Below are 25,329 nucleotides of genomic sequence, written 5' to 3' on the forward strand. Positions count from 1 at the left end.
ATGCGCCGTTTGCTTGCCGTTGTTGTGTTGTTGTTGACCATGTCCGCTGCCGTGGCAGCGCCGCCTGCCTTTATCGCTGCCGACGTGCCCGAAGCCCGCCTGGCGGGCGAGGGCGAATACACGTGGTTCGGCATGCGTATTTATCGGGCGCAACTGTGGGTGGGCCCGCAAGGCTACCAGGGCGCGGCGTCCGAAACGGCGCCGTTTGCGCTGGAATTGCGCTATGCGCGTGCGCTCGACGGCAAGAAGATCGCCGAAGCCAGTTATGAACAGATGCAGAAAATCGGCGCGGGCACGCCGGAGCAGCGCCTGGCGTGGCTGGCCGCCATGCAGCGCATCTTTCCTGACGTCAAGGAAGACCAGCGCATCGCGGGCGTCTACCGGGCCGGCATCGCGCCCGGTGTGCGCTTTTACCTCGACGGCAAGGTGCTGGCGGACGTGAGCGATGGCGACTTCGCGCGCGCCTTCTTTGCCATCTGGCTGTCGCCGTCGACGACGGCACCGAAGCTGCGCGCGGCCTTGCTGCAGAGTGCGGCCCCGCTGCCATGAATGCCGTGGGCAGCGCCTTGAGCTTGCCAGCCTTGTTCAGTTATGGCCTGTTCGGCTTGCCGCTGGCCATGCTGGCGCTGCCCATCTATATATATGTAGCGCCGTTTTATGCGCAACGCAGCAGCCTGGACCTGGCGCAGATCGGCGCCGTGCTGCTGGCGGCCCGCATCGCCGCCGCCTTCATCGATCCTGCCTTGGGTGCCTGGATGGCGCGTGGCGGGCGCAGCTATGCCGTATATGTCGGCGCCTCGCTACCCTTGCTGCTGCTGGGCTTTGGCGCCCTGTTCCATCCACCCGCCATGCGGGAAACGGCCACCCTGGCCTGGTTCCTGGCTGCCTTGCTGCTCGTCTACACCGCCTATGGCCTGGCCGGCATCGCGCACCAGAGCTGGGGTGCGGCCCTGAGCCAGCTGCGCGCGCAGCGGGCGCGGGTGACGGCCGTGCGCGAAGGCTGCGGCTTGTTCGGCGTGATCCTGGCGGCGGGGCTCACTTCGGTGTTCGGCTATGACGGCTTGTCGCTGGCCTTTGCCGTCTGCCTGCTGGCGGCGGGCGCGCTGCTGCTGGCGCGCGCGCCGCGTCCGGCTTTGCGCAGTGACGGGGAGGCGGTCTCCCGAACTGGCACTGGCTGGAAGCTGCCATTTCGCCAGCGCGCGTTCCGCTGGCTGTTTGCCGTCTTGCTTGTCAATGGCGTGGCGGCCGCCATTCCCGCCACGCTGTTCCTGTTCTTTGCCGGTGATTACTTGCGCCTCGGGCATTACGCCGGACCGTTTTTGATCGTTTACTTTTGCGCGGCGGCAGCCTCGATGCCCGTGTGGGTGGCGCTGGCGCGCCGCTTTGGCGAGGCGCGCGCCTGGGGCGGCGCCATGCTGCTGGCCGCGACCGTGTTTGTCTGGGCGTATGGCCTGAGCGCAGGCGCCGCCTGGGGCTTTGCCGCCATCTGCCTGCTGTCTGGCCTGGCCCTGGGCGCCGACCTGGCCTTGCCGCCGGCCCTGCTGGCGGGGCTGATTGGCGCGGCCGGCCATGCCGGACGGCACGAAGCGGCATATTTCGGCTGGTGGAACTGGGGCGTGCAGATGAGCCTGGCGCTGGCGGCCGGCATCGCCTTGCCCCTGCTGGCCTGGCTCGGCTACGTGCCGGGCAGCGGCGGCGGCGGCTTGCCGGCCCTGGCGGCGGCCTACGCCTTGCTGCCCTGCGCCTTGAAACTGCTGGCGGCGCTGCTGCTGTGGCGCGCGCCTTTACAACATATATATAGTGAACCCCGGGAGTATCGACCATGTACCTGATGAGCTATTGCCGGCGCGGCATGACGGCGGCCGCTTTGCTGCTGGCGTTGTCTGCCTGCTCCACGGCTCCCACGCCGGCCATGTACGCGCAGGAAACACCCAAGCTGGACTTGCAGCAGTACTTCAACGGCACGCTCGACGCCCATGGCATCTTCCAGGACCGCTCCGGCAAGGTGGTCAAGCGTTTCACCGTCGTGATGCGGGCCAGCTGGGTGGGCGAGACGGGTACGCTGGACGAGGATTTCACGTATTCGGACGGCAGCAGACAACGCCGCATGTGGACCTTGCGCAAGACGGCGCCCGGACGCTTCATCGGTACCGCACCCGACGTAATAGGCGAGGCCGTCGGCGAAGTGGCCGGCAATGCGCTGCGCTGGCAATACGTGCTGGCGCTGCCCGTCGATGGCACGGTCTATCACGTCGACTTCGAGGACTGGATGTTCCTGATGGATGACAAGGTCATGCTCAACCGCGCCGCCATGAGCAAGTTCGGCTTCAGCCTGGGCGCCGTCACCTTATCGTTCAGCAAGCGTCCACAGGCGGCCCCATGAATCGCAAGATCACCAACTGGGCCGGCAAGCACGTGTGGATCATCGGTGCTTCCAGCGGCATCGGCGCCGCGTGCGCCACCTTGCTGCTGGAGCAGGGCGCCAGCGTGGCCTTGTCGGCCCGCCATCGCGCCAGCCTGGAGCAGCTGTGCGAAGGGCAGCCGCTGGCGCAGGCATTGCCGCTCGATATCACCCAGCACGCGCAGCTGCGGGCCGTCTGCGCGCAATTGCAGCAGCAATGGACGCATATCGACTTGATACTGGTGGTCGCTGGCGGCTATCAGGCCATGCGCGCCGATAGCTTTGACCTCGAGGCGGCCCAGGGTTTGCTGGCCCTGAATGTGGGCGGCGTCTTCAATTGCCTGGAGCAAGCCTTGCCGTGGCTGTTGCGCCAGGGCGGCGGCGGCATCGGCATCGTCGCTTCGGTGGCCGGTTATGGCGGCTTGCCCAAGGCGCTCGCGTACGGCGCCAGCAAGGCAGCGCTGATCAACCTGACGGAGTCGCTGTATCTGGATTTGCATCCACGCGGGATTGATGTGTATCAAATCAACCCTGGTTTTGTCGCCACCCCCTTGACTGCAGACAACGATTTCACCATGCCGGCCCTGATGACGGCGCGGGACGCGGCGGCCGCCATGCTCGACGGCATCGAGCGGGGCCAGTTCCACATCCACTTTCCCAAGCGCTTTACGAATACCCTGCGCTTGGCGCGGCTGTTGCCGTACCGCGCCTATTTTTGGCTGATCCGCAAGGTGACGGGCGTATGAGCGCAAGCATGCCGGACACGGAACGCGTGGAGGAGGCGCTGGCGCGCCTGGTGGGGTTTTACGAGCACCTGAGCCTGGAAAGCCTGGCCCAGCTGGGCGCCGTGTATGCGCCAGATGCCCAGTTCAAGGACCCATTCAACGAGGTGGTGGGCCACGCCGCCATCCTGGCCATATTCGAGCACATGTTCGTGCAAGTCGATGCGCCCCGGTTTGTCGTGCTGGAAAGCCTTGGGCAGGGGCAGCAAGCATTCCTGACGTGGGAATTTCGCTTCCGCATGAAACGACTGGTATCTGGCGAACAGTGCATTCGTGGCGCAACCCATGTGCGCTTCGATACGCAGGGACGGGTGGCCGTGCACCGCGATTATTGGGATGTGGCGGAAGAATTGTATGAAAAACTGCCGTTGTTGGGCGGTTTCATGCGCCTGCTGCGGCGTGCAAGCCAGCGTTAAGGTGGTTTCGCGATGCTTTTAAGCAAAAAATGCAAAAAGAAAAAGTAAATTCTATGAAATGGGGCAGGCGAAAACTTGATTTCGGTCAAAGTGTCGTTTTTTAGACACAAATATGTCAAAATATTGAGAAGGCAACATTGTAAGAAATTGTTTCAACTGATGCGCAATTTGCAAGCAAGAGTCGTCCTCATCCGTTCCAATCGGATAGTTGAAGAGTTGGCTGTAAAACATGGAAAACATTTCTATGTGAGCAATTTAAATTACCGGAAAGTCAGTAATTGTCTTGTTACTCTGCCTATTTTTCTGACGCGCGCGCCGACGTCGAAAATGGCGCCTACGCCCCTGAATAATGCGGCAACGCACCAAAATTGGGCGCAGTATTTCCCGTTTTTGGGCCTTCGGCAGCAAACATTGGCGATGCCGTGTATGCTTCGTTCCGTTTATCCATTATCGCCTGACAAACTGCGCGCTTTGTCGCGTAAATCTTGGCGGGCAAATGACGGGTAAAGCATGTTGACGTTTTAATCACTCGCCTGATACTGTTGCACTAATACAACGGGTGTCGACAAGGCATGCGCTATGATGGAATGGTCAATCAGGCCAATGCATTGGTTGGCAAGGGGCACTGGCTCTGTCGCGTAGTACGGTTGGCGATGGTCGGGATGCCTGAAAAAGCCCTCGGCCTGGTACCGGAAGTAACATGTTGGAACTTGATGGAATGTGAAACGGTCGTTATAGTGCCGCTTCCGGTGCCGTTTGAGCACCGAACCGGCGCACGAATGACGGTCGTTATGCAGCCTTCAAGCTTATCGGTGCAATAGCGTGCCGATACCGATATGAATGTTCCCCTGACCGGAACAGCAATGTGGCAGGTGGAGACCTTGCCCTCACTCATAAAAAGCGCTCTGCTAGAGCGCAGCTCGAGATGCATAGGCTGTATTACTTTTTGCTTCAAAAATTAAAGGAAATCGCAATGAAAAAAACTCTGATCACCCTGGCAGTTCTGGCAGCAGCCACTGGCGTAGCCCAAGCTCAATCGAGCGTTGTTATCTACGGTACCGTTGACGCTGGTTTCGTCAGCGAGCGCGGCGGTGTTAACGGCAACGTTAACAAAATCGACAGCGGCATTGCTTCGGCTTCCCGTATCGGCTTCAAAGGCACCGAAGATCTGGGCAGCGGCCTGTCGGCACTGTTCGTTCTGGAATCGGGCTTCGGCGTTGACAACGGTCAACAAGATGTTGCAGGTACCTTGTTCAATCGTCAAGCTTACGTTGGTCTGAGCAGCAAAACGGCTGGTACCGTAACCCTGGGTCGTCAATACACCCCTTGGTACAACACCCTGTCGAAAGTTGCTGATCCATTCGCAGCTGGCTACGCTGGTTCCGCTAAAAACTTGTTCCCAGCGAACACGACCCGCACCAGCAACACCGTGCTGTACACCTCGCCTAACTTCAACGGCTTCGATGCTGACGTTGCTTACAGCACCGCCAACAACGGCCAAGAGAGCCTGGTATCCAGCAAAATCGGTCGCCAAATGGGCGCGTCGGTTGGCTACGCTAACGGTCCTCTGAATGCACGTCTGGCTTACAACACCACCAGCAACGAAACCGCCATCAGCGATGCTGGCAGCGCACGTAACTGGTTGGCTGCAGCTAACTACGACTTCGCAGTTGCGAAAGCGTATGTTGCATACGGCGTCAACAAAGGTGCTAACAGCTCGCTGCGTAACAACGGTAACGTCAATGCGTTCAACTACGTTTCGGCCGCTACCAGCGACGACAGCACCACCGCCCTGATCGGCGCAACGGTACCAGTTGGTCCAGCCGGCACCGTGATGGCTTCGATCATCCACGTGAACGACAAATCGGGCCTGAACGCCGATGCTAACCAGTTCGCACTGGGCTACTCGTACGCTCTGTCGAAGCGCACCAGCACCTACGCTTCGTACGCCAAGATCTCGAACAAAAACAACGCTGGTTACACTGTTGGCAACAACAGCAACGCCGGTACGGGCGACAAAGCCTTCAACGTTGGCGTTCGTCACTCGTTCTAATATTCGCGCAAGCGAAGCTTAGTACCGCTGCCAGCATCCCTTCGGGGATGCTGGCAAGCAAGGAAACGCGTCTCCAGGCTAGTCCTGGCGGCGCGTTTTTGCATTGGCGGCGCCAGTTATAATGGCGCCGTTACTCAAGTAAAGGAATGCCATGTATTCATTCACATCGCCGCGCCTGGCCGCCATGCTGGCTGCGCTGCTGCTCGCTGGCGCCACGGGCGCCGCTGCCGCTGCCGTGAAGGGCAAGAAACCGGCTGGACTGGAGCGCTATGGCGTGGCCGTCTATTCCGACCTGTGCCTGCAAAAGGATAGCGGCGAAATCGGCGGCCAGCGCGTCACCTTGCACCGCTTTGCCGAGGCCGATTCCGTCATCTATGAATTCACGGCAGGCGCCCTGAGCTGGCCTATCGTGGCCAACGACGTCAACCTGGACGCCGCCACGGGCGTTTTCGACTTCACCATTGCCGGCGCCGACAGCGAAGAGCGCACCATCGTCGGCAAGTTTTCCAAGGATGGGCAAACCCTGACCCTGGAAGGCGATTACTGCGGCGGCAACGTGCGCATGCCCATGAAATTGAGCCGTGTGCGCGATTTCGGCCGCCCCCTGAAAAACTGCACGCCATGCCCGCCGATGCCCCAAGCGCCGGCCGAGGCAGTGCCTGCCGAGGAAAGCGCGCCGGTGCCCGCGGCCTGAGCGATTACCGCCGTCAAAAAGAAAAAGGCCCGGTATCGACCGGGCCTTTGTTATTTGCAGCGTTGCAAGGGGCTTATTTGACCGCTTGCGCCTTTTCCGCCGTGGCGCGGATGGTGGCGAGTGTTGCGTTCGGCGTGATCAGGTTGCCGTCATAGCGCAGCTCGATCAGGGCCGGCAAGTTGTGCGCCTTGGCGTGCGTCAGCGCCCGTTGCAGTGCAGGGGCGAACTCTTCCGTCGTATTCACCACTTCGCCTTGTGCGCCGTACGCCTGCGCCAGCGCCGCGAAATCCGGGTTGTGCAGGGTCGTGCCCGACACGCGGCCCGGATAATCGCGCTCCTGGTGCATGCGGATGGTGCCGAACATCTGGTTATTGAAGACGATGATGACCACGCCCGCCTGGTATTGCACGGCCGTGGCCAGTTCTTGGCCATTCATCATGTATTCGCCGTCGCCGGCAAAAGTGATCACGGTGCGTTCCGGATGCACGATCTTGGCCGCCACGCCGGACGGCACGCCGTAGCCCATGGCGCCGTTCGTTGGCGCCAGCTGGGTGCGCATGCCGCCGTAGCGGTAGAAGCGGTGCGCCCACGAGGCGTAGTTGCCGGCGCCGTTCGTCAGGATCGTGTCGGCCGGCACTTGCGCCATGATCTCCTGCGTTACCTGCCACAGGTCCAGCGGCGCCTGGCCATCCTGGAAGATGGGCGGGCGCTCCTGGTAGGCGGCCAGTTCGGCCTTGGCTTCGGCCGGTGTATGTTTCCATGTGGAAGCGTCGACGGGGGTCATGGCGGCCAGCATGGCGCACACTTGCGGCATGCCGCTGTTGATCATCAGTTCAGCCTGGTAGACGCTGCCCAGTTCCTCGGCATCCGTATGGATGTGCACGAGGCGCTGGCGCGGCACGGGCGAGTCGAACAGCGTGTAGCCGCCTGTCGTCATTTCGCCCAGGCGCGGGCCGATGGCGATGACCAGGTCGGCATTTTTCACGCGCGCGGCCAGTTTCGGGTTGATGCCGATGCCGACGTCGCCGATGTAGTTCGGGTGTGCATTGTCGAGCAAGTCCTGGAAGCGGAAGGCGCAGGCGACGGGCAGGTGGTTGCTTTCCGCGAACTGCTGCAGGTCGGCGCACGCTTGCGGCGTCCAGGTGGTGCCGCCGAGCAAGACCAGCGGCTGCTTCGCGGCCGCCAGCATGGCGCGCAGCTGCTGCAGCTGGGCGTCGGACGGCGCCGCCTGCACCGGCTGGTAGGCGCGCGTGTCGGCGACAGTCGCCATGGAGATCAGCATGTCTTCGGGCAAGGCCAGCACGACGGGGCCGGGACGCCCGCTGGTGGCCACCTGGAAGGCGCGCGCCAGGTATTCGGGAATGCGCTCGGCGCGGTCGATCTGCGCCACCCACTTGGCCATCTGGCCATACATGCGGCGGTAGTCGATTTCCTGGAACGCTTCGCGGTCGACGAAATCATTGCCCACCTGGCCGATGAACAGGATCATCGGGGTCGAGTCCTGGTAGGCCGTGTGCACGCCGATCGAGGCGTTGGTGGCGCCCGGCCCGCGCGTGACGAAACAGATGCCCGGCTTGCCCGTCAGCTTGCCGTAGGCTTCGGCCATGAAGGCGGCGCCGCCTTCCTGGCGGTTGATGATGAAGCGGATGCCCGAGTCGTGCAGGGCGTCGAGCACGTCCAGGTAGCTTTCGCCAGGCACGCCAAAGGCGGTGTCGACACCGTGGATCTGCAGGGCATCGACCAGGATCTGGCCGCCGGTACGGGATTGTTGCGTCATGTTCGGCTCTTTATATTCTAGTGGGTGGCAAAGAAATGGGGCAAGCGGTGCGCATGCGCCTGCATGCAAGCAGCTTGCCTCATTCTATGTGAGCCGATTTGGCCCGGCTTTTGAAATGGCGACACCGAATTACACAATCCCCCGGCTGATGTGGCGCGCTTTTGCAGAAACATGCTGCGGCGCGGTACAATGGCGGGTGAAGCAGGCCAGACAGTCGCTGGCCGGTGCAGCAATGCGCTGGCGGGAGGAAGGTCCGGACTCCATAGAGCGGGGTGACGGTTAACGGCCGTCCGCTGAAAGCCGCAAGCGCAGTTAGCCCATGGTATAAGGCGAGGAATAGGGCCACAGAGACGAGCGTATTAAGTTACGGTGAAACGCGGTAACCTCCACCTGGTGCAATTTCAAATAGGCACGCGATGATGCTGCTCGCGGAGCGTGCGGGTAGAAAGCTTGAGCGCCCGAGTAATCTGGCGCCTAGAGGAATGACTGTCATAGCGCCAACCTGCAAGGGAAGGCGCCGTAACAAAATCCGGCCTACCGGCCTGCTTCACTTGAATTCCTGTTCCCTGGCTTGCCAGGGAGTATCTTGACCGCAGCGGTTTACCTGCTGCGCGCCAAGCAAAAGCCCCCGCGAAGGGGCTTTTTTTGTATCTAAAAATAGTGCAGCGAGGATAAAGTTGTATAGACAATTAAAAGTGAACAATTGGTTAAAGTTTCTTGCTTCCAATTAATTGCTGCATTGCAAAAATAGTTTTCCTGCGTCAGGCCAGCCCCGGAAAACAGGGCCGATACGCGCCATCGACGATTATTTTTTGCTTTAAACCAAGTCTTTCAGTGCCGCTGATTGCTGTTGTGCCTGGATGACGAAATTATTGTCATGTGTCAACTAACTGTAAAAAATTCAATTATTTGATTTCGTTTTTTTCGATGTTTACGGTAGGAAAACACATGTGTGCAGATGAGGTAGCACATTCACTATCTTTCATAAGTATCTAATTTATCGATATATTTTTATTTGAGACTCCTTCAACGATATGCGCTAAGTCCTTAATTTCATTAATAAAATTCCTGTTTTGCCAATCGGAAACCGCTTGACCACTATCTTTGCTTCCTCTAAAGTGGGCAACTGTGTGAAAAAGTGTGTTTTTGTGGGAAATTTTCCCTTTTTATCGTGATGCGCAAGCGTCGCAAGCCAAGCTCAAAAAAGGTCTTCCGTGTTTCAAGGCGCGTCCGCAATCAATCTCGATGCCAAAGGCAGGATGTCTATCCCTGCCAAGCACCGTGACGCGCTGGCGATTCAATGCGAAGGCCGTTTGACCCTGACCAAACACCCCGATGGCTGCCTGCTGTTTTTCCCCCGTCCCGTGTGGGAAAGCCACCGCCAGCAAATCGCCGCCTGGCCCATGTCGGCGCGCGCCTGGCAGCGCATCTTCCTCGGCAACGCCGTCGACGTCGAGCTGGACTCGGCCGGCCGCGTGCTGATCTCGCCCGAATTGCGCAACGCCGTCGGGCTGGCGCGCGAAGTGATGATGATCGGCATGGGCAGCCACTTTGAAATATGGGATGCCGCCAAATTGGCCGACAAAGAACAGCAGGCGATCGATGCCGGCACCCCCGATGTACTTTCCAATTTTTCTTTCTAAGGCTCCGTAATGACACAACTCACGGTGCCGGAATTTCAGCATCGCACGGTGCTGCTCGATGAAGCGGTCGATGCGCTCGACCTGACGGGCGACCGCGCGCACGGCGTTTACGTCGATGGCACGTTTGGCCGCGGCGGCCATAGCCGCTTGATCCTGTCGCGCCTGGCCGATGACGCGCGCCTGATCGGCTTTGACAAGGATTTGCAAGCCATCGCCACGGCCGAACAGATCGCCGATCCCCGTTTCCAGATCGTCCATGACAGCTTTGCCACCATGACGGCCAGCTTGGCCGAACGCGGCGTGCAGCAGGTGGACGGCATTTTGCTCGACCTGGGCATCTCGTCGCCGCAGGTCGACGACGCGGCGCGCGGTTTCAGCTTCCGCAACGACGGACCGCTGGACATGCGCATGGATACCACGCGCGGCATCTCCGCGGCCGAATGGCTGGCGGTGGAAACCGAGCAGAATTTAGAGAAAGTGATACGCGATTATGGGGAAGAACGGTTTGCTTTTCAGATTGCAAAGGCGATTGTTGCTGGCCGGGCAGTCCAGCCAATTTCAAGCACACGACAGCTTGCCGGCATCGTGGCAGGCGCCGTCAAGACCCGCGAGAAGGGTAAGGACCCCGCTACCCGCACCTTTCAGGCAATCCGCATTTTCATTAACAAAGAGCTCGAGGATCTCGAGATCGGTCTGAACCAGGCGTATGCCTGCCTGGCGCCTGGCGCGCGCATGGCCGTGATCAGTTTTCATTCTCTGGAAGACCGCATGGTCAAGCGCTTCTTCGCCTCGAAGGCGAACGTGGAGCAGCCTGACCGCCGCCTGCCAATCCGCGCGGTCGACTTGCCGCAGCCGGAAATGAAGCTGATTTCGAAAATGAAACCGTCCGACGCCGAGATCGAGGGCAACCCCCGTTCGCGTTCGGCCGTGATGCGCGTGGCGCAGCGTTTGCCGCTGGCCGCCCCTGCAAACGGCGGCGTCCGATGACTGGCAAGCTGTGTGTCGTGCTGTCGGCCCTGCTGGTGTGCTGCGGCCTGTCGCTGGTGAACGCGCAGTACCAGTCGCGCCACCTGCTGATCGACCTGGAACGCGCGCAAGCGCTGTCGCGCCAGCTCGACATCGACTGGGCGCAACTGCAGCTGGACCAGTCCACTTTGGGCAAGCATGAACGCATCGAATCGATCGCACGGCGCGACCTGAGCATGACGCCGCTGACGGCGGCGCGTACGCAATACCTGACGGAGGGTGAATAATGAAGTTGGGCGGTAATAGCAACGGCCGGGTGGCGGCATCGAAAGGCGTGCCATTCTCGAAGAACCCCGTACTGGCGGTGCGTCTGCCCGTCTGGCGTTCGCGCGTCGTGCTGTTCCTGCTGTTCTTTGCCTTCGCCGGCCTGGGCGCGCGCGCCCTGTGGCTGCAAGGCGTGTCGACGCAGTTCCTGCAAAAGCAGGGCAAGGCGCGCTATGAGCGCACCCTGGAATTGCCGGCCACGCGCGGCAAGATCACCGACCGCAATGGCCAGGTGCTCGCCTCGTCCGTGCCCGTGAAAGCCATTTGGGCCATTCCCGACGACGTGCTGCAGGCGTCGCCCGAAAAAATTAATGCGCTGGCCGGTCTGCTGGAAATGAACGTCAACGAATTGCGCAAGAAGCTCGATTCGGACCGCAGCTTTGTTTACCTGAAACGTCAGGTCGAGATGGACGTGGCCGACAAGATCTCCAAGCTGGGCATAGACGGCATCGACGAACGCAAGGAATACAAGCGCTTTTATCCACAGGGCGAAGTGATGACCCACGTGGTGGGCTTTACCAACGTGGAAGACGTGGGCCAGGAAAGCATGGAACTGGCGCAGCAGAAGACCCTCGTCGGCACTACCGGCAGCCGCCGCGTGATCAAGGACCGTCTGGGCCACATCGTCGAAGACATCGGCTTCATCCACGAACCGCATGACGGCAAGGACCTGACCCTGTCCGTCGACAGCAAGATCCAGTACATCGCCTTCACGCAGCTGAAGGAAGCGGTTGAGAAATTCAACGCCAAGGCCGGCGGCGCCGTGGTGCTCGACGTGCACACGGGCGAAGTGCTGGCCCTGGCCAATTATCCGAGCTACGATCCGAATGACCGTCGCAAGCTCACGGGCCAGCAGCTGCGCAATCGCGTCATGACCGATACTTTTGAGCCAGGTTCGACCCTGAAGCCGATCACGGTCTCGCTGGCGCTCGACACGGGCCGGGTCAAGCCGGGCACCCTGATCGACACTGGCCCGGGCCGCTACACCATCGCCGACCGCACGATCACGGACACCAAGCCGCACGGCGTGATCAACGTTTCCGAAATCATCGAGATGTCGTCGAACATCGGCACCTCGAAAATCGCGCTGGGCATGCCGTCGCAGGAAATGTGGGAAATGTTTACCAAGGTGGGCTTCGGCCAGCAGCCGAAATGGGGCTTCCCCGGCGCCGTGGCCGGCCGTGTGCGTCCGTATAAATCGTGGCGCCCGGTGGAGCAGGCGACCATGAGCTACGGTAACGGCATTTCCGTGTCGCTGATCCAGCTGGCGCGCTCCTACATGATGTTCGCGCGCGATGGCGACACGATTCCCCTGTCGTTCCAGAAGGTCAATGAACTGCCCGTGGGCCAGCAAGTGATCAAGCCGAAGACGGCCGCCGAAATGCGCGCCATGCTCGAACTCGTGGTCTCCGGCGCGCACGGCTCGGCCAAGCGCGCCCAGGTCGCCGGCTACAGAGTCGGCGGCAAGACGGGTACCGCCTATAAAGTGGAAAACGGCCGCTATGCGATGCCGCGCAAATATATCGGCTCTTTCGTGGGCATGGTGCCGATGTCGGCCCCGCGCTTCATCATTGCCGTGATGATCGATGAACCGACCGGCCCCGCCCACTATGGCGGCCAGGTTGCCGCTCCCGCTTTCGCGGCGATTGCGACCAACGCGCTGCGCGCGATGAACGTACCGCCCGATTCCTCCGTTACCGAAATCGTGGTCCCGGCCAATGCCGGCCCGGAGGCCATGTGAAGTCACTCATGACCATACAAGACATCAGTTTGTGGATCAAAACGGCTGCCCCGTCCGGGCAGCTGACGTCCGATTCGCGCCGCGTGCAGCGCGGCGACGTGTTTTTCGCCTATGCGGGCGCCACCGATTTCATCGCCGCCGCCATCGAGCAGGGCGCCGCCGCCATCGTGCATGACGCCGTGGAATGGGACGCCGCATGGAGCGTGCCGCACCTGCTGGTCAGCGACCTGAAACGCCTGGCCGGCCCCGCGGCGCATGCTTTTTACGGCATGCCCGACAGCGCCATGTTCAGCGCCGGCGTGACGGGCACGAATGGCAAGACCTCGTGCGCGCTGTGGCTGGCGCAAGCGCTGGCGCGCCTCGGTGTCACATCGTCCGTCATCGGGACGTTGGGCGTGGGTCTGTGCAAGCCGCGCGGCGCCATTGAATTCGACGTCACCGGCTACACGACGCCGGACGCCGTGCTGCTGGCCCGTAAACTGGCCGCCATGCGCGACGCTGGCGCCAAGGCCGTTGCCATCGAAGTGTCGTCGATCGGCCTGGACCAGGACCGCGCGGCCGGCATGCATTTCGACGTGGCCATGTTTACCAATCTGACGCGCGACCACCTCGACTACCATGGCGACATGGCGGCCTACGAGGCGGCCAAAGTAAAATTGTTCGACTGGCCCGGCCTGAAAACGGCCGTCATCAACCTGGACGACGCCATGGGGTTGCGCCTGGCGCGCCACGTGGATGGCAAGCTGTCCGGCGAATATCCCGTCATCGGCTATACCTTGCAGGATGCGGCAGCCTTGCCCGACTTGCCGGGCGTGCTGATGCTGCGCGCCAGCCAGTTCCGCAGCCGCAATGCCGGCACCGACTTCCACCTGGAATGCCCGCTGGGCGTGGCGCTGGTCAAGACGCAGCTGGTGGGCCACTTCAATATCAGCAACGCGCTGGCCGTGCTGGGCGCCTTGCTGGCGCACGGCACCGGCCTGCGCGCGGCCATCGACGGCATCGAGTCCTTGCAGCCGGCCCCGGGCCGCATGCAGCAGGTAGGCGGCCAGGAAGCGCCGATGGTCGTCATCGATTACGCGCATACGCCGGATGCACTGGAAAAAACCCTGGCCGCCTTGCGCCAGGTGGCGCAGGAGCGGGGCGGCCAGCTGTGGTGCGTGTTCGGCTGCGGCGGCGACCGCGATCCGGGCAAGCGCCCGCAAATGGGCGCCATCGCGCAACTGGCTGATCACGTACTCGTCACCAGCGACAATCCGCGCAGTGAAGATCCGCACGCCATCATCGCGCAGATCGTCGCCGGCATGCGCGCAGACGGCCCGCAGCCGCAAGCGATCGAAGACCGCGCCGCCGCCATCCTGTCGGCCATCAAGCACGCGGCCAAGCCGGACGTGATCCTGTTGGCGGGCAAGGGCCATGAGCCGTACCAGGAAATCAAGGGCAAGAAACTGCCGTTCTCCGACGCCGACCATGCGCAGCTGGCCCTGTCCGCGCGCCTGACGATGATGAGGACGAACTGATGGATCGCCTCATGCACGCAAGCCTGATGGAACTGATGCCATCGCTGCAAGGCGCGCAGCTGACGGGCGACGCCGTTTTTGACGGCGTATCGACCGACAGCCGCAGCGCCTCGGCCGGTTCGCTGTTCGTCGCCCTGCGCGGCGAGAGTTTCGACGCCCACGATTTCCTCGACCAGGTGGCCGCGCGCGGCGTCGCTGCCGTGGTGGTCGAGCGCTTGCCCGAAGGCTGGGACAGCGGCAAGGTGCCGGCCATCGTGGTGGCCGATACCCTGGTCGCGCTGGGCCGCATCGCCAACCACTGGCGCCGCCGTTTCAATGTACCCGTCATCGGCGTCACCGGCAGCAATGGCAAGACCACCGTCAAGGAGATGATTTCCTCCATTCTGGCGGCGGCCTTCGGCGAAGAAGCACGCCTGGCCACGCGCGGCAACCTGAATAACGAGATCGGCGTGCCATTGACCCTGTTCCGCCTGAATGAAGAACACAAGGCCGCCGTCATCGAGATGGGCATGAACCATCCGGGAGAAATTGCCCGCCTGGCCGCGATTGCCGCGCCGACCCTGGCGATGGTCAACAACGCGCAGCGTGAGCACCAGGAATTCATGCATACGGTGCTAGCCGTGGCGCGCGAAAACGGCGCCGCACTGGCGGCCTTGGGCGCAGACGGCGTGGCCGTCTTCCCGCATGGCGACGAATTCACGCCCGTGTGGCGCGAACTGGCTGGCGCGCGCGCCGTCATCACCTTCGGCCTGTCGAAAGACGCGGACGTCAGTTGTACGCACCGCGCGGCAGAGGATTTTGGCAGCGACCTGTTCGTCAGCGTGCGCGCGCAGGACGGCAGTCTGCGCCAGTTCTTTGTTGGCCTGCAGGCGGCGGGCGAACACAATGTGCGCAATGCGTTGGCCGCGGCGGCATGCGCGATTGGCGCCGGCATAGCGCCAGAACATATCAAGCAGGGCCTGGAGGCATTTTCTCCCGTGAATGGCCGCCTGCAGAAAAAACGTGCCGCCAACGGCGCCACCATTATCGACGACACGTATAACGCCAATCCGGATTCGGCGCGCGCGGCCATCGATGTGCTGGCGCAGGCCGCGGCACCGCGCATCCTGGTGCTGGGCGAGATGGGCGAAGTCGGCACGCAGGGACAGCAGTTCCACGAAGAGATCGGCGCCTACGCCGCCGCCAAAGGCATCGAACACGTGCTGGCGACGGGTGGTCTGGCGCGCCATCTGGTCAATCCGGCGCAAGCTGCCGCGAGCCAGGAATCAGGCACGGTCGTGGAGTATTTCGAACAGTTCGACGGTTTGCTGGCGGCGCTCGATGCGCATTTGTCCGGCCGTTCGGATGCAACAGTATTAATCAAGGGCTCCCGCTTCATGAAGATGGAACGGGCCGTGCAGCATTTGATTGGTTCAAACAACAATAACAAGGAAGCTCACTAATCATGCTGCTCTGGCTCGCTCATTATTTCCAGGACGACATTGGCCCATTGCGGGTCTTTAACTTCATCACTTTCCGCGCCGTCTTCGCCACCTTGACGGCGATCTTGATCGGCCTGTGCGCCGGTCCCGCCGTGATCCGCATGCTCACGCGCATGAAGGTCGGCCAGGCCGTGCGTACGGACGGCCCGCAAACGCATCTGAAAAAACACGGCACCCCCACCATGGGCGGTGTGCTGATCCTCATCGCCATCGGCATTTCCACCTTGCTGTGGGCCGACCTGTCGAACCGCTTTATCTGGCCGGTCTTGATAGTCACCCTGGGCTTTGGCGCCGTCGGCTGGGCCGACGACTACCGCAAGGTGGTGCACCAGGACCCGGAAGGCATGCGCTCGCGCGAAAAATACTTCTGGCAGTCGCTGATCGGCATCGTCGCCGCGTTTTACCTGGCATTTTCCGTCTCTGTGTCGGAGCCTGACGCTGGCCACGTGTGGAATCTGATCTACGCCTGGGTGCAGTCCGGCTTCGCCATGGACCTGCCGCCGAAGGCCGACCTGATCGTCCCGTTCTTCAAGACCATCAGCTATCCGCTGGGCGTGTGGGGTTTTATTGCGCTGACCTATTGCGTCATCGTCGGCACCAGCAACGCCGTCAATTTTACCGATGGCCTCGATGGCCTGGCCATCATGCCGACCGTGATGGTGGGCACGGCCCTGGGCCTGTTCGCCTACCTGACGGGCAACGCCACCTATGCGCGCTACCTGTTCATCCCGCACATCCCGGGCGCCGGCGAACTGGTGATCTTCTGCGGCGCGCTGGCCGGTTCCGGCCTGGCCTTCCTCTGGTATAACACGCACCCCGCGAAAGTGTTCATGGGCGACGTTGGCGCGCTGGCACTCGGTGGCGCACTGGGCACCATCGCCGTTATCGTGCGCCAGGAAATCGTCCTGTTCATCATGGGCGGCATCTTCGTCGTTGAAACGCTGTCCGTGATCATCCAGGTCGTCTGGTTCAAATACACCAAGAAGCGCTATGGCGCCGGCCGCCGCGTCTTCCTGATGGCGCCACTGCATCACCATTTTGAACAAAAAGGCTGGAAGGAGACGCAGGTTGTCGTGCGTTTCTGGATCATCACCATGATGCTGGTGCTGCTCGGCCTGACCACCTTGAAGCTGCGCTGATGATGTACCTCGATAAAACCGCACTGGTACTGGGCCTTGGGGAGTCAGGCCTGGCCATGGCCCTGTGGTTGGCACGCAGCGGTGCGCTGGTCCGCGTGGCCGACACGCGCGAGGCGCCCGAGCGCCTGGCCGCGCTGCAGGCCGCCGTGCCGCAGGCGCAGTTCATCGCCGGCGCCTTCACGGCCGACCTGCTCGATGGCGTCGATTTCGTCGCCGTCAGCCCTGGCCTGGCGCCGGGCCGCGAACTGGCGCACATCGCCCCGGCCGCGCAGGAAAAAAATATCCCCGTGTGGGGCGAGATCGAACTGTTCGCGCAGGCGCTGGCCGCCTTGAAGGCGGAACGCGGCTATGCGCCGAAAGTCATCGCCATCACGGGCACGAATGGCAAAACGACCGTCACCAGCCTGGTGGGCCTGCTGTGCGAGCGCGCGGGCCTGGTCACGCGCGTGGCCGGCAATATCAGCCCGGCTGCGCTCGACGTGCTGCGCGAAGTGCTTGACGCCGAGCCTGCGCCGCTGCCCGTGGATACAGAGGCTGAAGCGGCGGAACCCGTCGCCAGCAGCTTGCCGCAAGCGTGGATCCTGGAATTGTCCAGCTTCCAGCTGCACACGACGTGCAGCCTGCAGGCCGATGCGGCCACGGTCTTGAATCTGTCGCAGGACCACCTGGACTGGCATGGCGACATGGCCGCCTACGCTGCCGACAAGGCGCGCATCTTCGGCGAGCAGACCGTGCGCATATTGAACCGCGACGATGCGGCCGTCATGCACATGGCCGATCCGCTGGCCGAGACGATCACCTTCGGCACGGGCGAACCGGCGGAAGTGGACAGCTTTGGCCTGGTCAATGAACGCGGCATCTTCTGGCTGGCGCAAGCCGTGCCCAGCGAAGAAGTGATCGAGAAAAAACGCAAGAAGAACGATCCGGCGCCGGAACCGGTGCCGACGATGGCGAAAAAACTGATGCCAGCCGATGCGTTGAAAATCCGCGGCCAGCACAATGCCTCGAATGCGCTGGCGGCGCTGGCCCTGTGCCGCGCCATCGGCCTGCCATTCGCGCCGCTGCTGCACGGCTTGCGCGAATACCAGGGCGAGCCGCACCGCGTGGAACTGATCACGGCCGTCAATGAAGTCGAGTATTACGACGACAGCAAGGGTACCAACGTGGGCGCGACCGTCGCTGCCCTGTTCGGCCTGGGCAAGGCGTTTGGCGGCGCGGAACAGCGTCTGGTGCTGATCGCCGGCGGCGACGGCAAGGGACAGGATTTCTCGCCGCTGTTTGACCCCGTGTCGCGCTACGTGCGCGCCGTGGTGCTGATCGGCCGCGATGCGCCCGCCTTGCGCGCGGCCCTCGAGCCGGCCGGCGTGGACATCGTCGATTGCGCCACCTTGCCCGAAGCCGTCAAGCGCGCCAGCAGTCTGGCGCTGGCCGGGGATGCCGTGCTGCTGTCGCCCGCGTGCGCCAGCCTGGACATGTTCAAGAACTATGCGCACCGCGCGCAGGTGTTTGTCGACGCCGTGCGCGACATCGCCCTGGAAAACGGACAGGATATCTGATGGCCTTCCAACTGCCCTTCAGCTTTGGTTCCGGCTCGGCTGCCAAGCCGCTGGATAGCCGCGCGCGGCAGTCGAAGATGATGGACTACGACAAGCCGCTGGTGTGGGTTGTCCTGCTGCTCATGTTGCTGGGCATGGTGATGGTGTATTCGGCGTCGATCTCGCTGTCGGACGCGCGCAAGTTTGCCGCCTACACGAATAATTATTTCGTCGTGCGCCAGGCGCTGTTCATCGGCGTGTCGATCATCGTCGGCGCGCTGGTGTTCCGCATTCCCGTCGCCACCTGGCAAAAGATCGCGCCGTGGCTGTTCATCGGCACCCTGGTGCTGCTGGTGATGGTCTTGATACCGGGCCTGGGCGTGTCGGTCAATGGCGGTCGCCGCTGGCTGAACCTGCCGGGCCTGCGGCCGCAGCCGTCCGAACTGATGAAAGTGGTGATGGTGCTGTACGCGGCCGACTACACGGTGCGCAAGCAGGAATACATGCACAAGCTGACCAAGGGCTTCATGCCGATGGCGCTGGCTGTGAGCTTCGTCGGCTTGCTGCTGCTGATGGAGCCCGATCTGGGCGCCTTCGGCGTGATCGTCTGCATCGCCATGGGCATCCTGTTTTTGGGTGGCGTCAACGCCATCTGGTTCGGCGGCATCGGCGCCATGCTGACGGCGATCTTCGTCACCATCATCGCCTTGTCGAAATTCCGCCGCGAGCGGTTTTTTGCGTATCTCGATCCGTGGCAGGAAGACAATGCGCTGAACAAGGCTTACCAGCTGACGCACTCGCTGATCGCCTTCGGGCGCGGTGAACTGTTTGGCGTGGGCCTGGGCGGCAGCGTGGAAAAATTGCATTACCTGCCCGAAGCGCATACGGACTTCTTGCTGGCCGTGATCGGCGAGGAACTGGGCCTGGTCGGCGTGCTGATCGTGATCGGCATGTTTTACTGGATTATCAAGCGGGCGTTCGATATCGGCCGCCAGGCGATCGCCATCGACCAGACCTTTGCCGGCCTGACGGCGAAGGGCATCGCCATCTGGATCGGCGTGCAGACCTTCATCAACATGGGCGTGAACCTGGGCCTGCTGCCGACCAAGGGCCTGACCTTGCCCTTGATGAGTTATGGCGGCACGGGCGTACTGATTAACTGTATCGGCCTGGCGATTTTGCTGCGCATCGATTACGAAAACCGGATCCTGATGCGCGGAGGCCGGCTATGAACAACGTGACAAACTTGAAGACGACGAAAAGACTGATGATCATGGCGGCCGGCACCGGCGGCCATATTTTCCCGGGCCTGGCGATTGCGCAGACGATGCGCGCGCGCGGCTGGGAAGTAAGCTGGCTGGGCACGACCCATGGCATGGAACAGGAACTGGTGCCGAAGAGCGGCATTCCCATGGACGCGATTGAATTTTCCGGCATGCGCGGCAAGGGCCTGGCGCACACGGTCAAGGGCGGCTTCAAGATGCTGGCCAGCTTCTTTGCCATCCGCCGTTTCATCTCCCGCCGCAAGCCGGACGTGGTGATGGGCATGGGCGGCTACGTCACCGTGCCGGGCGGCCTGATGGCGCGCCTGAAGGGCGTGCCGCTGGTGCTGGTCAATGCCGATGCCGCGCTGCTGTTGTCGAACAAGACCCTGGTGCCGCTGGCGCAGCAGGTGTGCTTTGGTTTTCCCGCCGATTTCGGCAGCGCCGCCGGCAAGGCCGTCGTCACGGGCAATCCCGTGCGCGCCGAGATCCTCGCGATGGCGCCGCCGGCGCTTCGCTTCGCGGGCCGCAGCGGACCGTTGCGCATCCTGGTGGTGGGCGGCAGCCTGGGCGCGAAAGCGCTGAACGACAATCTGCCCGCCGCGCTGGCGCTGATGCCGGAAGCCGAGCGTCCGCTGGTGACGCACCAGTCGGGCAAGAAGAATATCGACGCCCTGCATGCCGCGTATGCGCAAGCGGGCGTGCAAGCCAATGTGGTCGACTTCATCGACGACATGGCCAAGGCGTATACCGAAGCCGACCTGGTGATTTGCCGCGCAGGCGCCATCACCCTGTCGGAATTGACGGCGGCCGGCGTGGCCAGCGTGCTCGTGCCGCTGGTGGCGTCGACCACCAGCCACCAGCGCGACAACGCGCAATGGATGGCGAAACAAGGCGCGGCGATTCATCTGCCGCAGACGGAAATGAGTGCCGCGTCGCTGCGCACACTGCTGGCATCGCTGAGTCGCGATACCTGCCAGCACATGGCGCAAGCGGCGCTGGCAGCAGGCAAGCGCGACGCGAATGAGGCGATCGCACACGTATTGGAAAAACTGGCATGAGGTTAGCTCTGTGAAGCATAAAGTAAATAATATCCACTTTGTCGGCATTGGCGGCAGCGGCATGAGCGGCATCGCCGAAGTGCTGGTCAACCTCGGCTACAAGGTGTCGGGCTCCGACCTGGGCAGCAATGCGGCGACGCAGCGCCTGGCGAGCCTGGGCGCGACCGTCATGCTCGGCCACGCGGCCGAGAACATCGGCGACGCCGATGCGGTGGTGACGTCGGGCGCCGTCCCGCAAGACAATCCGGAAGTGGCGGCCGCGCGCGCGCGCAAGATTCCGCTGGTGCCGCGCGCCGTGATGCTCGGCGAGTTGATGCGCCTGAAGCGCGGCATTGCGATTGCCGGCACGCACGGCAAGACGACGACCACCAGCCTCGTCGCCTCCGTGCTGGCGCAGGGCGGTCTCGACCCGACTTTCGTCATCGGCGGCCGTTTGACCAGCGCTGGCGCGAACGCCAAGCTGGGCTCGGGCGACTACCTGGTGGCCGAAGCCGATGAATCGGACGCCTCGTTCCTGAACCTGACGCCGATGATCGAAGTGATCACGAATATCGACGCCGATCACATGGACACCTACGAGCACGATTTCGAAAAGCTCAAGCAGGCCTTCGTACAGTTCACGCACCGCTTGCCGTTCTATGGCCGGGCCATGCTGTGCATCGACGATCCGCACGTGCGCGCCATCATCCCGTCCGTGACCAAGCCGGTCACCACCTACGGCTTCGCGGAAGACGCGCAAGTGCGCGCCATCAATGCGCGCGCCATGGGCCTGGAAATGCACTTCACCGTGCTGCAGGAAGGCTATCCGGATCTCGACGTGGTGCTGAACCAGCCCGGCATGCACAATGTGCAGAACGCCTGCTCGGCCATTGCCATCGCACGCGAGATCGGCATCGCCGACAGCGCCACCCAGCAGGGCCTGGCCGAGTTCTCCGGCGTGGGCCGCCGCTTCACGCGTTATGGCGACGTGGCGCTGCCGAACGGCGGCAGCTTCGCCCTGGTCGACGATTTCGGCCACCATCCTGTGGAAACGGAAGTGACCCTGGCCGCCGCACGCGCCGCCTATCCGGGCCGCCGCCTCGTGCTGGCGTTCCAGCCGCACCGCTACAGCCGCACGCGCGACCTGTTCGAGGATTTCGTCAAGGTGCTCGGTGCGCCCGACGTGCTGCTCTTGTCCGAAGTGTATGCGGCGGGCGAAGCGCCCATCGTCGCCGCCGACGGACGAGCGCTGGCGCATGCGCTGCGCGCGCGCGGCAAGATCGAACCGATTTTCGTCGAATCCATGAAGGACATGGCCGACACCATCATGAGCGTGGCGCGCGACGGCGACGTCGTGCTGACCATGGGCGCGGGCTCCATCAGCGGCATCCCGCAACAACTGACTACGTATCCATCCAACACTGTAAAGGCCTGATGTGAACCAAGCTTCAGCTATCGATGTAAAACAATTGGGCAAGGTCGGCGTCCTGTTCGGCGGCAGCTCGGCCGAGCGCGAAGTGTCGCTGATGTCCGGCACGGGCGTGCTGGCCGCGTTGACAAGCCGCGGCGTGGACGCGCACGCGTTCGACACGGGCGAACGCAGCCTGGCCGAACTGGCCGCTGAAAAATTCGACCGCGTCTTCATCGCGCTGCACGGCCGCTTCGGCGAAGACGGCAGCCTGCAGGGCGCGCTGGAGCAGCTGGGCATTCCTTACACGGGCAGCGGCGTGATGGCTTGCGCGGTGGGCATGGACAAGATTTACACCAAGATGATCTGGCTGATGCATCAACTGCCGACGCCGAAGTACGCGGTGCTCGATGACAGCTCCGACCTGGCCAAGGTCGCCGTGGAACTGGGCTTGCCGCTGATCGTCAAGCCGCCGCATGAAGGTTCGAGCATCGGCATCACGACGGTCAACGAAGTATCGGCCTTCCAGGCGGCTTACGACATCGCCGCTGGTCTCGATGATTCGGTGCTGGCCGAGGAATTCGTCAAGGGCCGCGAATTCACCGTCGCGATCCTGGGCAAGGGTGCCACGGCGCGTGCGCTGCCGCCGATCGAGATCGTCGCGCCGCAAGGCAATTACGATTACCAGAACAAGTACTTCACGGACGATACGCAGTATTTCTGCCCGCCGCAGCTGGATCAGGCGATCGTGGCGGAGATGGAACGCATCGCCGTGGCCGCCTACCGCGCCCTCGGCTGCGAAGGCTGGGGACGTGTGGATGTGCTGATGCGCGCGGCCGACAGCAAGCTGTTTTTGCTGGAAGTCAATACCTCGCCCGGCATGACGGGGCACTCGCTCGTGCCGATGGCGGCGCGCGCGGTGGGCATCAGCTATGAAGACCTGTGCCTGGAAATCGTCGCTGGCGCGCGTCTGAAAATGCACAAGGGACAGCACTGATATGTGGCATGACGCTAAAAGCCTCAATACGACTGCCAACGGCTTGCTGGCCGCGGTTCTGGTCGTGTGCGTGGCCGCCGGCGTCTGGTGGGTGTCGCAGCGTCCCATGTTCGACCTGCGCACGATCAAGGTGGAAAGCGCGGACGACAAGGGCCTGCGCCACGTGAATTACCTGACCCTGCGCAGCGGCACTCTGGGCCGCATCAAGGGCAATTTCTTCACGACCAACCTGGAAAGCGTGCGCGGCGTGTTCGAATCGGTGCCCTGGGTACGCCGTGCCAGCGTGCGGCGCGAGTGGCCGAACCAGCTGATCGTGGCGCTGGAAGAACACGAAGCGCTGGGCACCTGGGGCGAGGACGGACGCCTGTTGTCGGTCAAGGGCGACGTGTTTACGGCGAACGTGGCCGAAGCCGAAGACGACCATGAATTGCCTGCGTTTGCCGGCCCCGATGGTAGCGAGAAGGAAGTGCTGGCGACCTATGTGCAGCTGGCGAAGTGGTTTGCGCCGCTGAAGATGGTGCCGGAAACCTTGTCGTTGTCGAGCCGCTATGCGTGGACCGTGAAACTCGATAACGGCATGAGCGTGGCGCTGGGCCGTGAGCAGAATCATACGACCCTGAAGGCGCGGGTCGACCGGCTGGTGGGCATCTACCCGCAGCTGGCGAGCCGGCTGGAAAATATCGACACGATCGATATGCGCTACCAGAATGGCCTGGCGCTCAGTTCCGCCGGCCTGGTGATACCGGCCGAAGGCAAGGATGGCAAGCCAGTGATGAAGAAGAAAAATAGCAGTCCGATTAAAAAACCGACTTAACCGAATACCCAATTAATTAATAGCCCAAAAAACTAGGCGAAAGAAATGACAAAAGACGCGAAAAACCTGATCGTCGGCCTCGACATCGGCACCTCGAAAGTGGTGGCGGTGGTAGCCGAAGTGATGTCCGACGGGCGCCACGAAGTGATCGGGCTGGGCCAGCACGAATCGAAGGGCCTGAAAAAAGGCGTGGTGGTCAATATCGAGGCCACGGTGGAGTCCATCCAGCGCGCGCTGGAAGAGGCCGAGCTGATGGCCGACTGCAAGATCCGCAATGTGTATGCGGGCATTGCGGGCAGCCATATCCGCAGCTTCAATTCCAGCGGCATGGTGGCCATCAAGGACAAGGAAGTGACGGCGACCGACGTGGCGCGCGTCATCGAGACGGCAAAAGCGGTTAACATTCCGACCGATCAGCAATTGCTGCACACGGTGCCGCAAGAGTTCATCGTCGACAGTCAGGAAGATGTGCGCGAGCCTATCGGCATGAGCGGCATCCGCCTGGAGGTGAAGGTGCATATCGTCACCGGCGCCGTGTCGGCGGTGCAGAACATCGTCAAGTGCGTGCGCCGCTGCGGCCTGGAAGTGTCGGACCTGATCCTGCAGCCGATGGCGTCCGCCGATGCGGTGCTCACGCCCGACGAGAAGGAACTGGGCGTGGTGCTGATCGACATCGGCGGCGGCACGACCGATGTGGCGGTATTTTCCGATGGCGCGATCCGCCATACGGCCGTCATTCCCATCGCCGGCGACCAGATCACCAACGACATCGCCATGGCCTTGCGTACCCCGACCGCGGAAGCGGAAGAAATCAAGATCCGCTATGGCGTGGCCAAGCAGGTCCTGGCCGACCCTGGCGAATCGCTGGAAGTGCCTGGCCTGGGCGACCGCGGCCCGCGCAACCTGTCGCGCCAGGCGCTGGCGGCTGTGATCGAACCGCGCGTCGAGGAGCTGTTCGCCATGGTGCACCAGGTGGTGCGCGAATCCGGTTACGAAGGCGTGCTGTCGTCGGGCATCGTGCTCACGGGCGGCACGTCCATCATGCCCGGCATGGTGGAAATGGCGGAAGACATTTTCCTGAAACCGGCGCGCCTTGGCACGCCAGAGTATCGGGGCCAGCTGGCCGACGTGGTGCGCAGTCCGCGCTATGCCACGGTATTGGGCCTGCTGCTGGAAGCGAAGAAGCAATACCTGCGTGGCCACATCGTGACGCGTCAGGACGGCTCGGTGAAGGCAGTCTGGCAGCGCATGAAGGAATGGTTTTTAGGGAATTTTTAAGGGCATGATTTGCGCCCGGCAGTACAGGTTTTTTGGCAGCATCGCAGGTACACACACATAA

General features: G+C 62.4%; 22 protein-coding genes and 1 other RNA gene. 22 read left to right on the plus strand and 1 reads right to left on the minus strand.

All coding sequences use genetic code 11. The annotated features are described in order from the left end of the window. The 7 genes from GYK42_RS15835 to GYK42_RS15865 all read left to right on the plus strand — a co-directional run bounded on the left by GYK42_RS15835 (window position 1) and on the right by GYK42_RS15865 (window position 6,346). A complete protein-coding gene (locus GYK42_RS15835; RefSeq protein WP_166448253.1) occupies window positions 1-549 on the plus strand; it encodes a chalcone isomerase family protein in 549 nt (182 codons plus the stop codon). Then, window positions 546-1,832: an MFS transporter gene (locus tag GYK42_RS15840; protein ID WP_166448254.1), complete on the plus strand. Its 1,287-nt coding sequence runs from the start codon at window positions 546-548 to the stop codon at window positions 1,830-1,832. The genes GYK42_RS15835 and GYK42_RS15840 overlap by 4 nt, the downstream gene beginning before the upstream one ends. After that, complete coding sequence (locus tag GYK42_RS15845; protein WP_166448255.1) at window positions 1,823-2,383, plus strand: DUF3833 domain-containing protein; 561 nt, start codon at window positions 1,823-1,825, stop codon at window positions 2,381-2,383. Before GYK42_RS15840 ends, GYK42_RS15845 begins: the two co-directional genes overlap by 10 nt. Next, a complete protein-coding gene (locus GYK42_RS15850; RefSeq protein ID WP_166448256.1) occupies window positions 2,380-3,147 on the plus strand; it encodes an SDR family NAD(P)-dependent oxidoreductase in 768 nt (255 codons plus the stop codon). The genes GYK42_RS15845 and GYK42_RS15850 overlap by 4 nt, the downstream gene beginning before the upstream one ends. Beyond that, window positions 3,144-3,599 carry a nuclear transport factor 2 family protein gene (locus tag GYK42_RS15855; protein ID WP_166448257.1) on the plus strand — a complete coding sequence of 152 codons (456 nt, stop codon included), beginning with the start codon at window positions 3,144-3,146 and terminating at the stop codon, window positions 3,597-3,599. The genes GYK42_RS15850 and GYK42_RS15855 overlap by 4 nt, the downstream gene beginning before the upstream one ends. Window positions 3,600-4,572: 973 nt before the next feature. Then, window positions 4,573-5,652, plus strand: a complete 1,080-nt coding sequence (locus GYK42_RS15860) for a porin (protein ID WP_166448258.1) — start codon at window positions 4,573-4,575, stop codon at window positions 5,650-5,652. 151 nt (window positions 5,653-5,803) lie between these two features. Continuing rightward, entirely contained in the window at window positions 5,804-6,346 is a 543-nt protein-coding gene (locus GYK42_RS15865; RefSeq protein ID WP_166448259.1) for a hypothetical protein, read from the plus strand. 73 nt (window positions 6,347-6,419) lie between these two features. On the opposite strand, the gene GYK42_RS15870 is transcribed toward GYK42_RS15865, so the two are convergent. After that, window positions 6,420-8,123: a thiamine pyrophosphate-binding protein gene (locus tag GYK42_RS15870; protein WP_166448260.1), complete on the minus strand. Its 1,704-nt coding sequence runs from the start codon at window positions 8,121-8,123 to the stop codon at window positions 6,420-6,422. Between the two features lie 198 nt (window positions 8,124-8,321). Here GYK42_RS15870 and rnpB point away from each other — a divergent pair. The 15 genes from rnpB to ftsA all read left to right on the plus strand — a co-directional run bounded on the left by rnpB (window position 8,322) and on the right by ftsA (window position 25,268). After that, window positions 8,322-8,676, plus strand: an RNA gene (gene rnpB / locus GYK42_RS15875) — RNase P RNA component class A. 661 nt (window positions 8,677-9,337) lie between these two features. Further along, window positions 9,338-9,766 (plus strand): division/cell wall cluster transcriptional repressor MraZ, encoded by a 429-nt coding sequence (gene mraZ, locus GYK42_RS15880; protein WP_034748899.1) that lies wholly within the window; start codon window positions 9,338-9,340, stop codon window positions 9,764-9,766. Between the two features lie 9 nt (window positions 9,767-9,775). Beyond that, window positions 9,776-10,753, plus strand: a complete 978-nt coding sequence (gene rsmH, locus GYK42_RS15885; protein WP_166448261.1) for a 16S rRNA (cytosine(1402)-N(4))-methyltransferase RsmH — start codon at window positions 9,776-9,778, stop codon at window positions 10,751-10,753. Further along, on the plus strand, window positions 10,750-11,019 hold the full coding sequence (ftsL, locus tag GYK42_RS15890) for a cell division protein FtsL (protein WP_034748894.1): 270 nt from the start codon (window positions 10,750-10,752) through the stop codon (window positions 11,017-11,019). The genes rsmH and ftsL overlap by 4 nt, the downstream gene beginning before the upstream one ends. After that, window positions 11,019-12,797 (plus strand): peptidoglycan D,D-transpeptidase FtsI family protein, encoded by a 1,779-nt coding sequence (locus tag GYK42_RS15895; protein WP_034748891.1) that lies wholly within the window; start codon window positions 11,019-11,021, stop codon window positions 12,795-12,797. The genes ftsL and GYK42_RS15895 overlap by 1 nt, the downstream gene beginning before the upstream one ends. 8 nt (window positions 12,798-12,805) lie before the next feature. Further along, window positions 12,806-14,314 carry a UDP-N-acetylmuramoyl-L-alanyl-D-glutamate--2,6-diaminopimelate ligase gene (locus GYK42_RS15900; RefSeq protein ID WP_166448262.1) on the plus strand — a complete coding sequence of 503 codons (1,509 nt, stop codon included), beginning with the start codon at window positions 12,806-12,808 and terminating at the stop codon, window positions 14,312-14,314. A gap of 11 nt (window positions 14,315-14,325) precedes the next feature. Beyond that, window positions 14,326-15,756, plus strand: coding sequence for a UDP-N-acetylmuramoyl-tripeptide--D-alanyl-D-alanine ligase (locus GYK42_RS15905; RefSeq protein ID WP_166448307.1), 1,431 nt, complete (start codon window positions 14,326-14,328; stop codon window positions 15,754-15,756). 2 nt (window positions 15,757-15,758) lie between these two features. After that, on the plus strand, window positions 15,759-16,934 hold the full coding sequence (gene mraY / locus GYK42_RS15910; RefSeq protein WP_034748886.1) for a phospho-N-acetylmuramoyl-pentapeptide-transferase: 1,176 nt from the start codon (window positions 15,759-15,761) through the stop codon (window positions 16,932-16,934). Beyond that, window positions 16,934-18,490: a UDP-N-acetylmuramoyl-L-alanine--D-glutamate ligase gene (murD, locus tag GYK42_RS15915; protein ID WP_166448263.1), complete on the plus strand. Its 1,557-nt coding sequence runs from the start codon at window positions 16,934-16,936 to the stop codon at window positions 18,488-18,490. Before mraY ends, murD begins: the two co-directional genes overlap by 1 nt. Continuing rightward, on the plus strand, window positions 18,490-19,701 hold the full coding sequence (gene ftsW / locus GYK42_RS15920) for a putative lipid II flippase FtsW (protein ID WP_046683352.1): 1,212 nt from the start codon (window positions 18,490-18,492) through the stop codon (window positions 19,699-19,701). Before murD ends, ftsW begins: the two co-directional genes overlap by 1 nt. Beyond that, window positions 19,698-20,792, plus strand: a complete 1,095-nt coding sequence (gene murG / locus GYK42_RS15925) for an undecaprenyldiphospho-muramoylpentapeptide beta-N-acetylglucosaminyltransferase (RefSeq protein WP_166448264.1) — start codon at window positions 19,698-19,700, stop codon at window positions 20,790-20,792. Before ftsW ends, murG begins: the two co-directional genes overlap by 4 nt. A gap of 10 nt (window positions 20,793-20,802) precedes the next feature. Beyond that, window positions 20,803-22,206: a UDP-N-acetylmuramate--L-alanine ligase gene (gene murC, locus GYK42_RS15930; RefSeq protein WP_166448265.1), complete on the plus strand. Its 1,404-nt coding sequence runs from the start codon at window positions 20,803-20,805 to the stop codon at window positions 22,204-22,206. Window position 22,207: 1 nt separating this feature from the next. After that, on the plus strand, window positions 22,208-23,176 hold the full coding sequence (locus tag GYK42_RS15935; protein ID WP_166448266.1) for a D-alanine--D-alanine ligase: 969 nt from the start codon (window positions 22,208-22,210) through the stop codon (window positions 23,174-23,176). A 1-nt stretch (window position 23,177) separates the two neighbouring features. Further along, window positions 23,178-23,990: a cell division protein FtsQ/DivIB gene (locus GYK42_RS15940; protein ID WP_034784973.1), complete on the plus strand. Its 813-nt coding sequence runs from the start codon at window positions 23,178-23,180 to the stop codon at window positions 23,988-23,990. Between the two features lie 45 nt (window positions 23,991-24,035). After that, window positions 24,036-25,268 (plus strand): cell division protein FtsA, encoded by a 1,233-nt coding sequence (gene ftsA, locus GYK42_RS15945; RefSeq protein ID WP_010394955.1) that lies wholly within the window; start codon window positions 24,036-24,038, stop codon window positions 25,266-25,268. Window positions 25,269-25,329: the final 61 nt, after the last annotated feature.

The sequence above is a fragment of the Janthinobacterium lividum genome (assembly GCF_011601275.1).
Taxonomy (GTDB): domain Bacteria; phylum Pseudomonadota; class Gammaproteobacteria; order Burkholderiales; family Burkholderiaceae_D; genus Janthinobacterium; species Janthinobacterium lividum_E.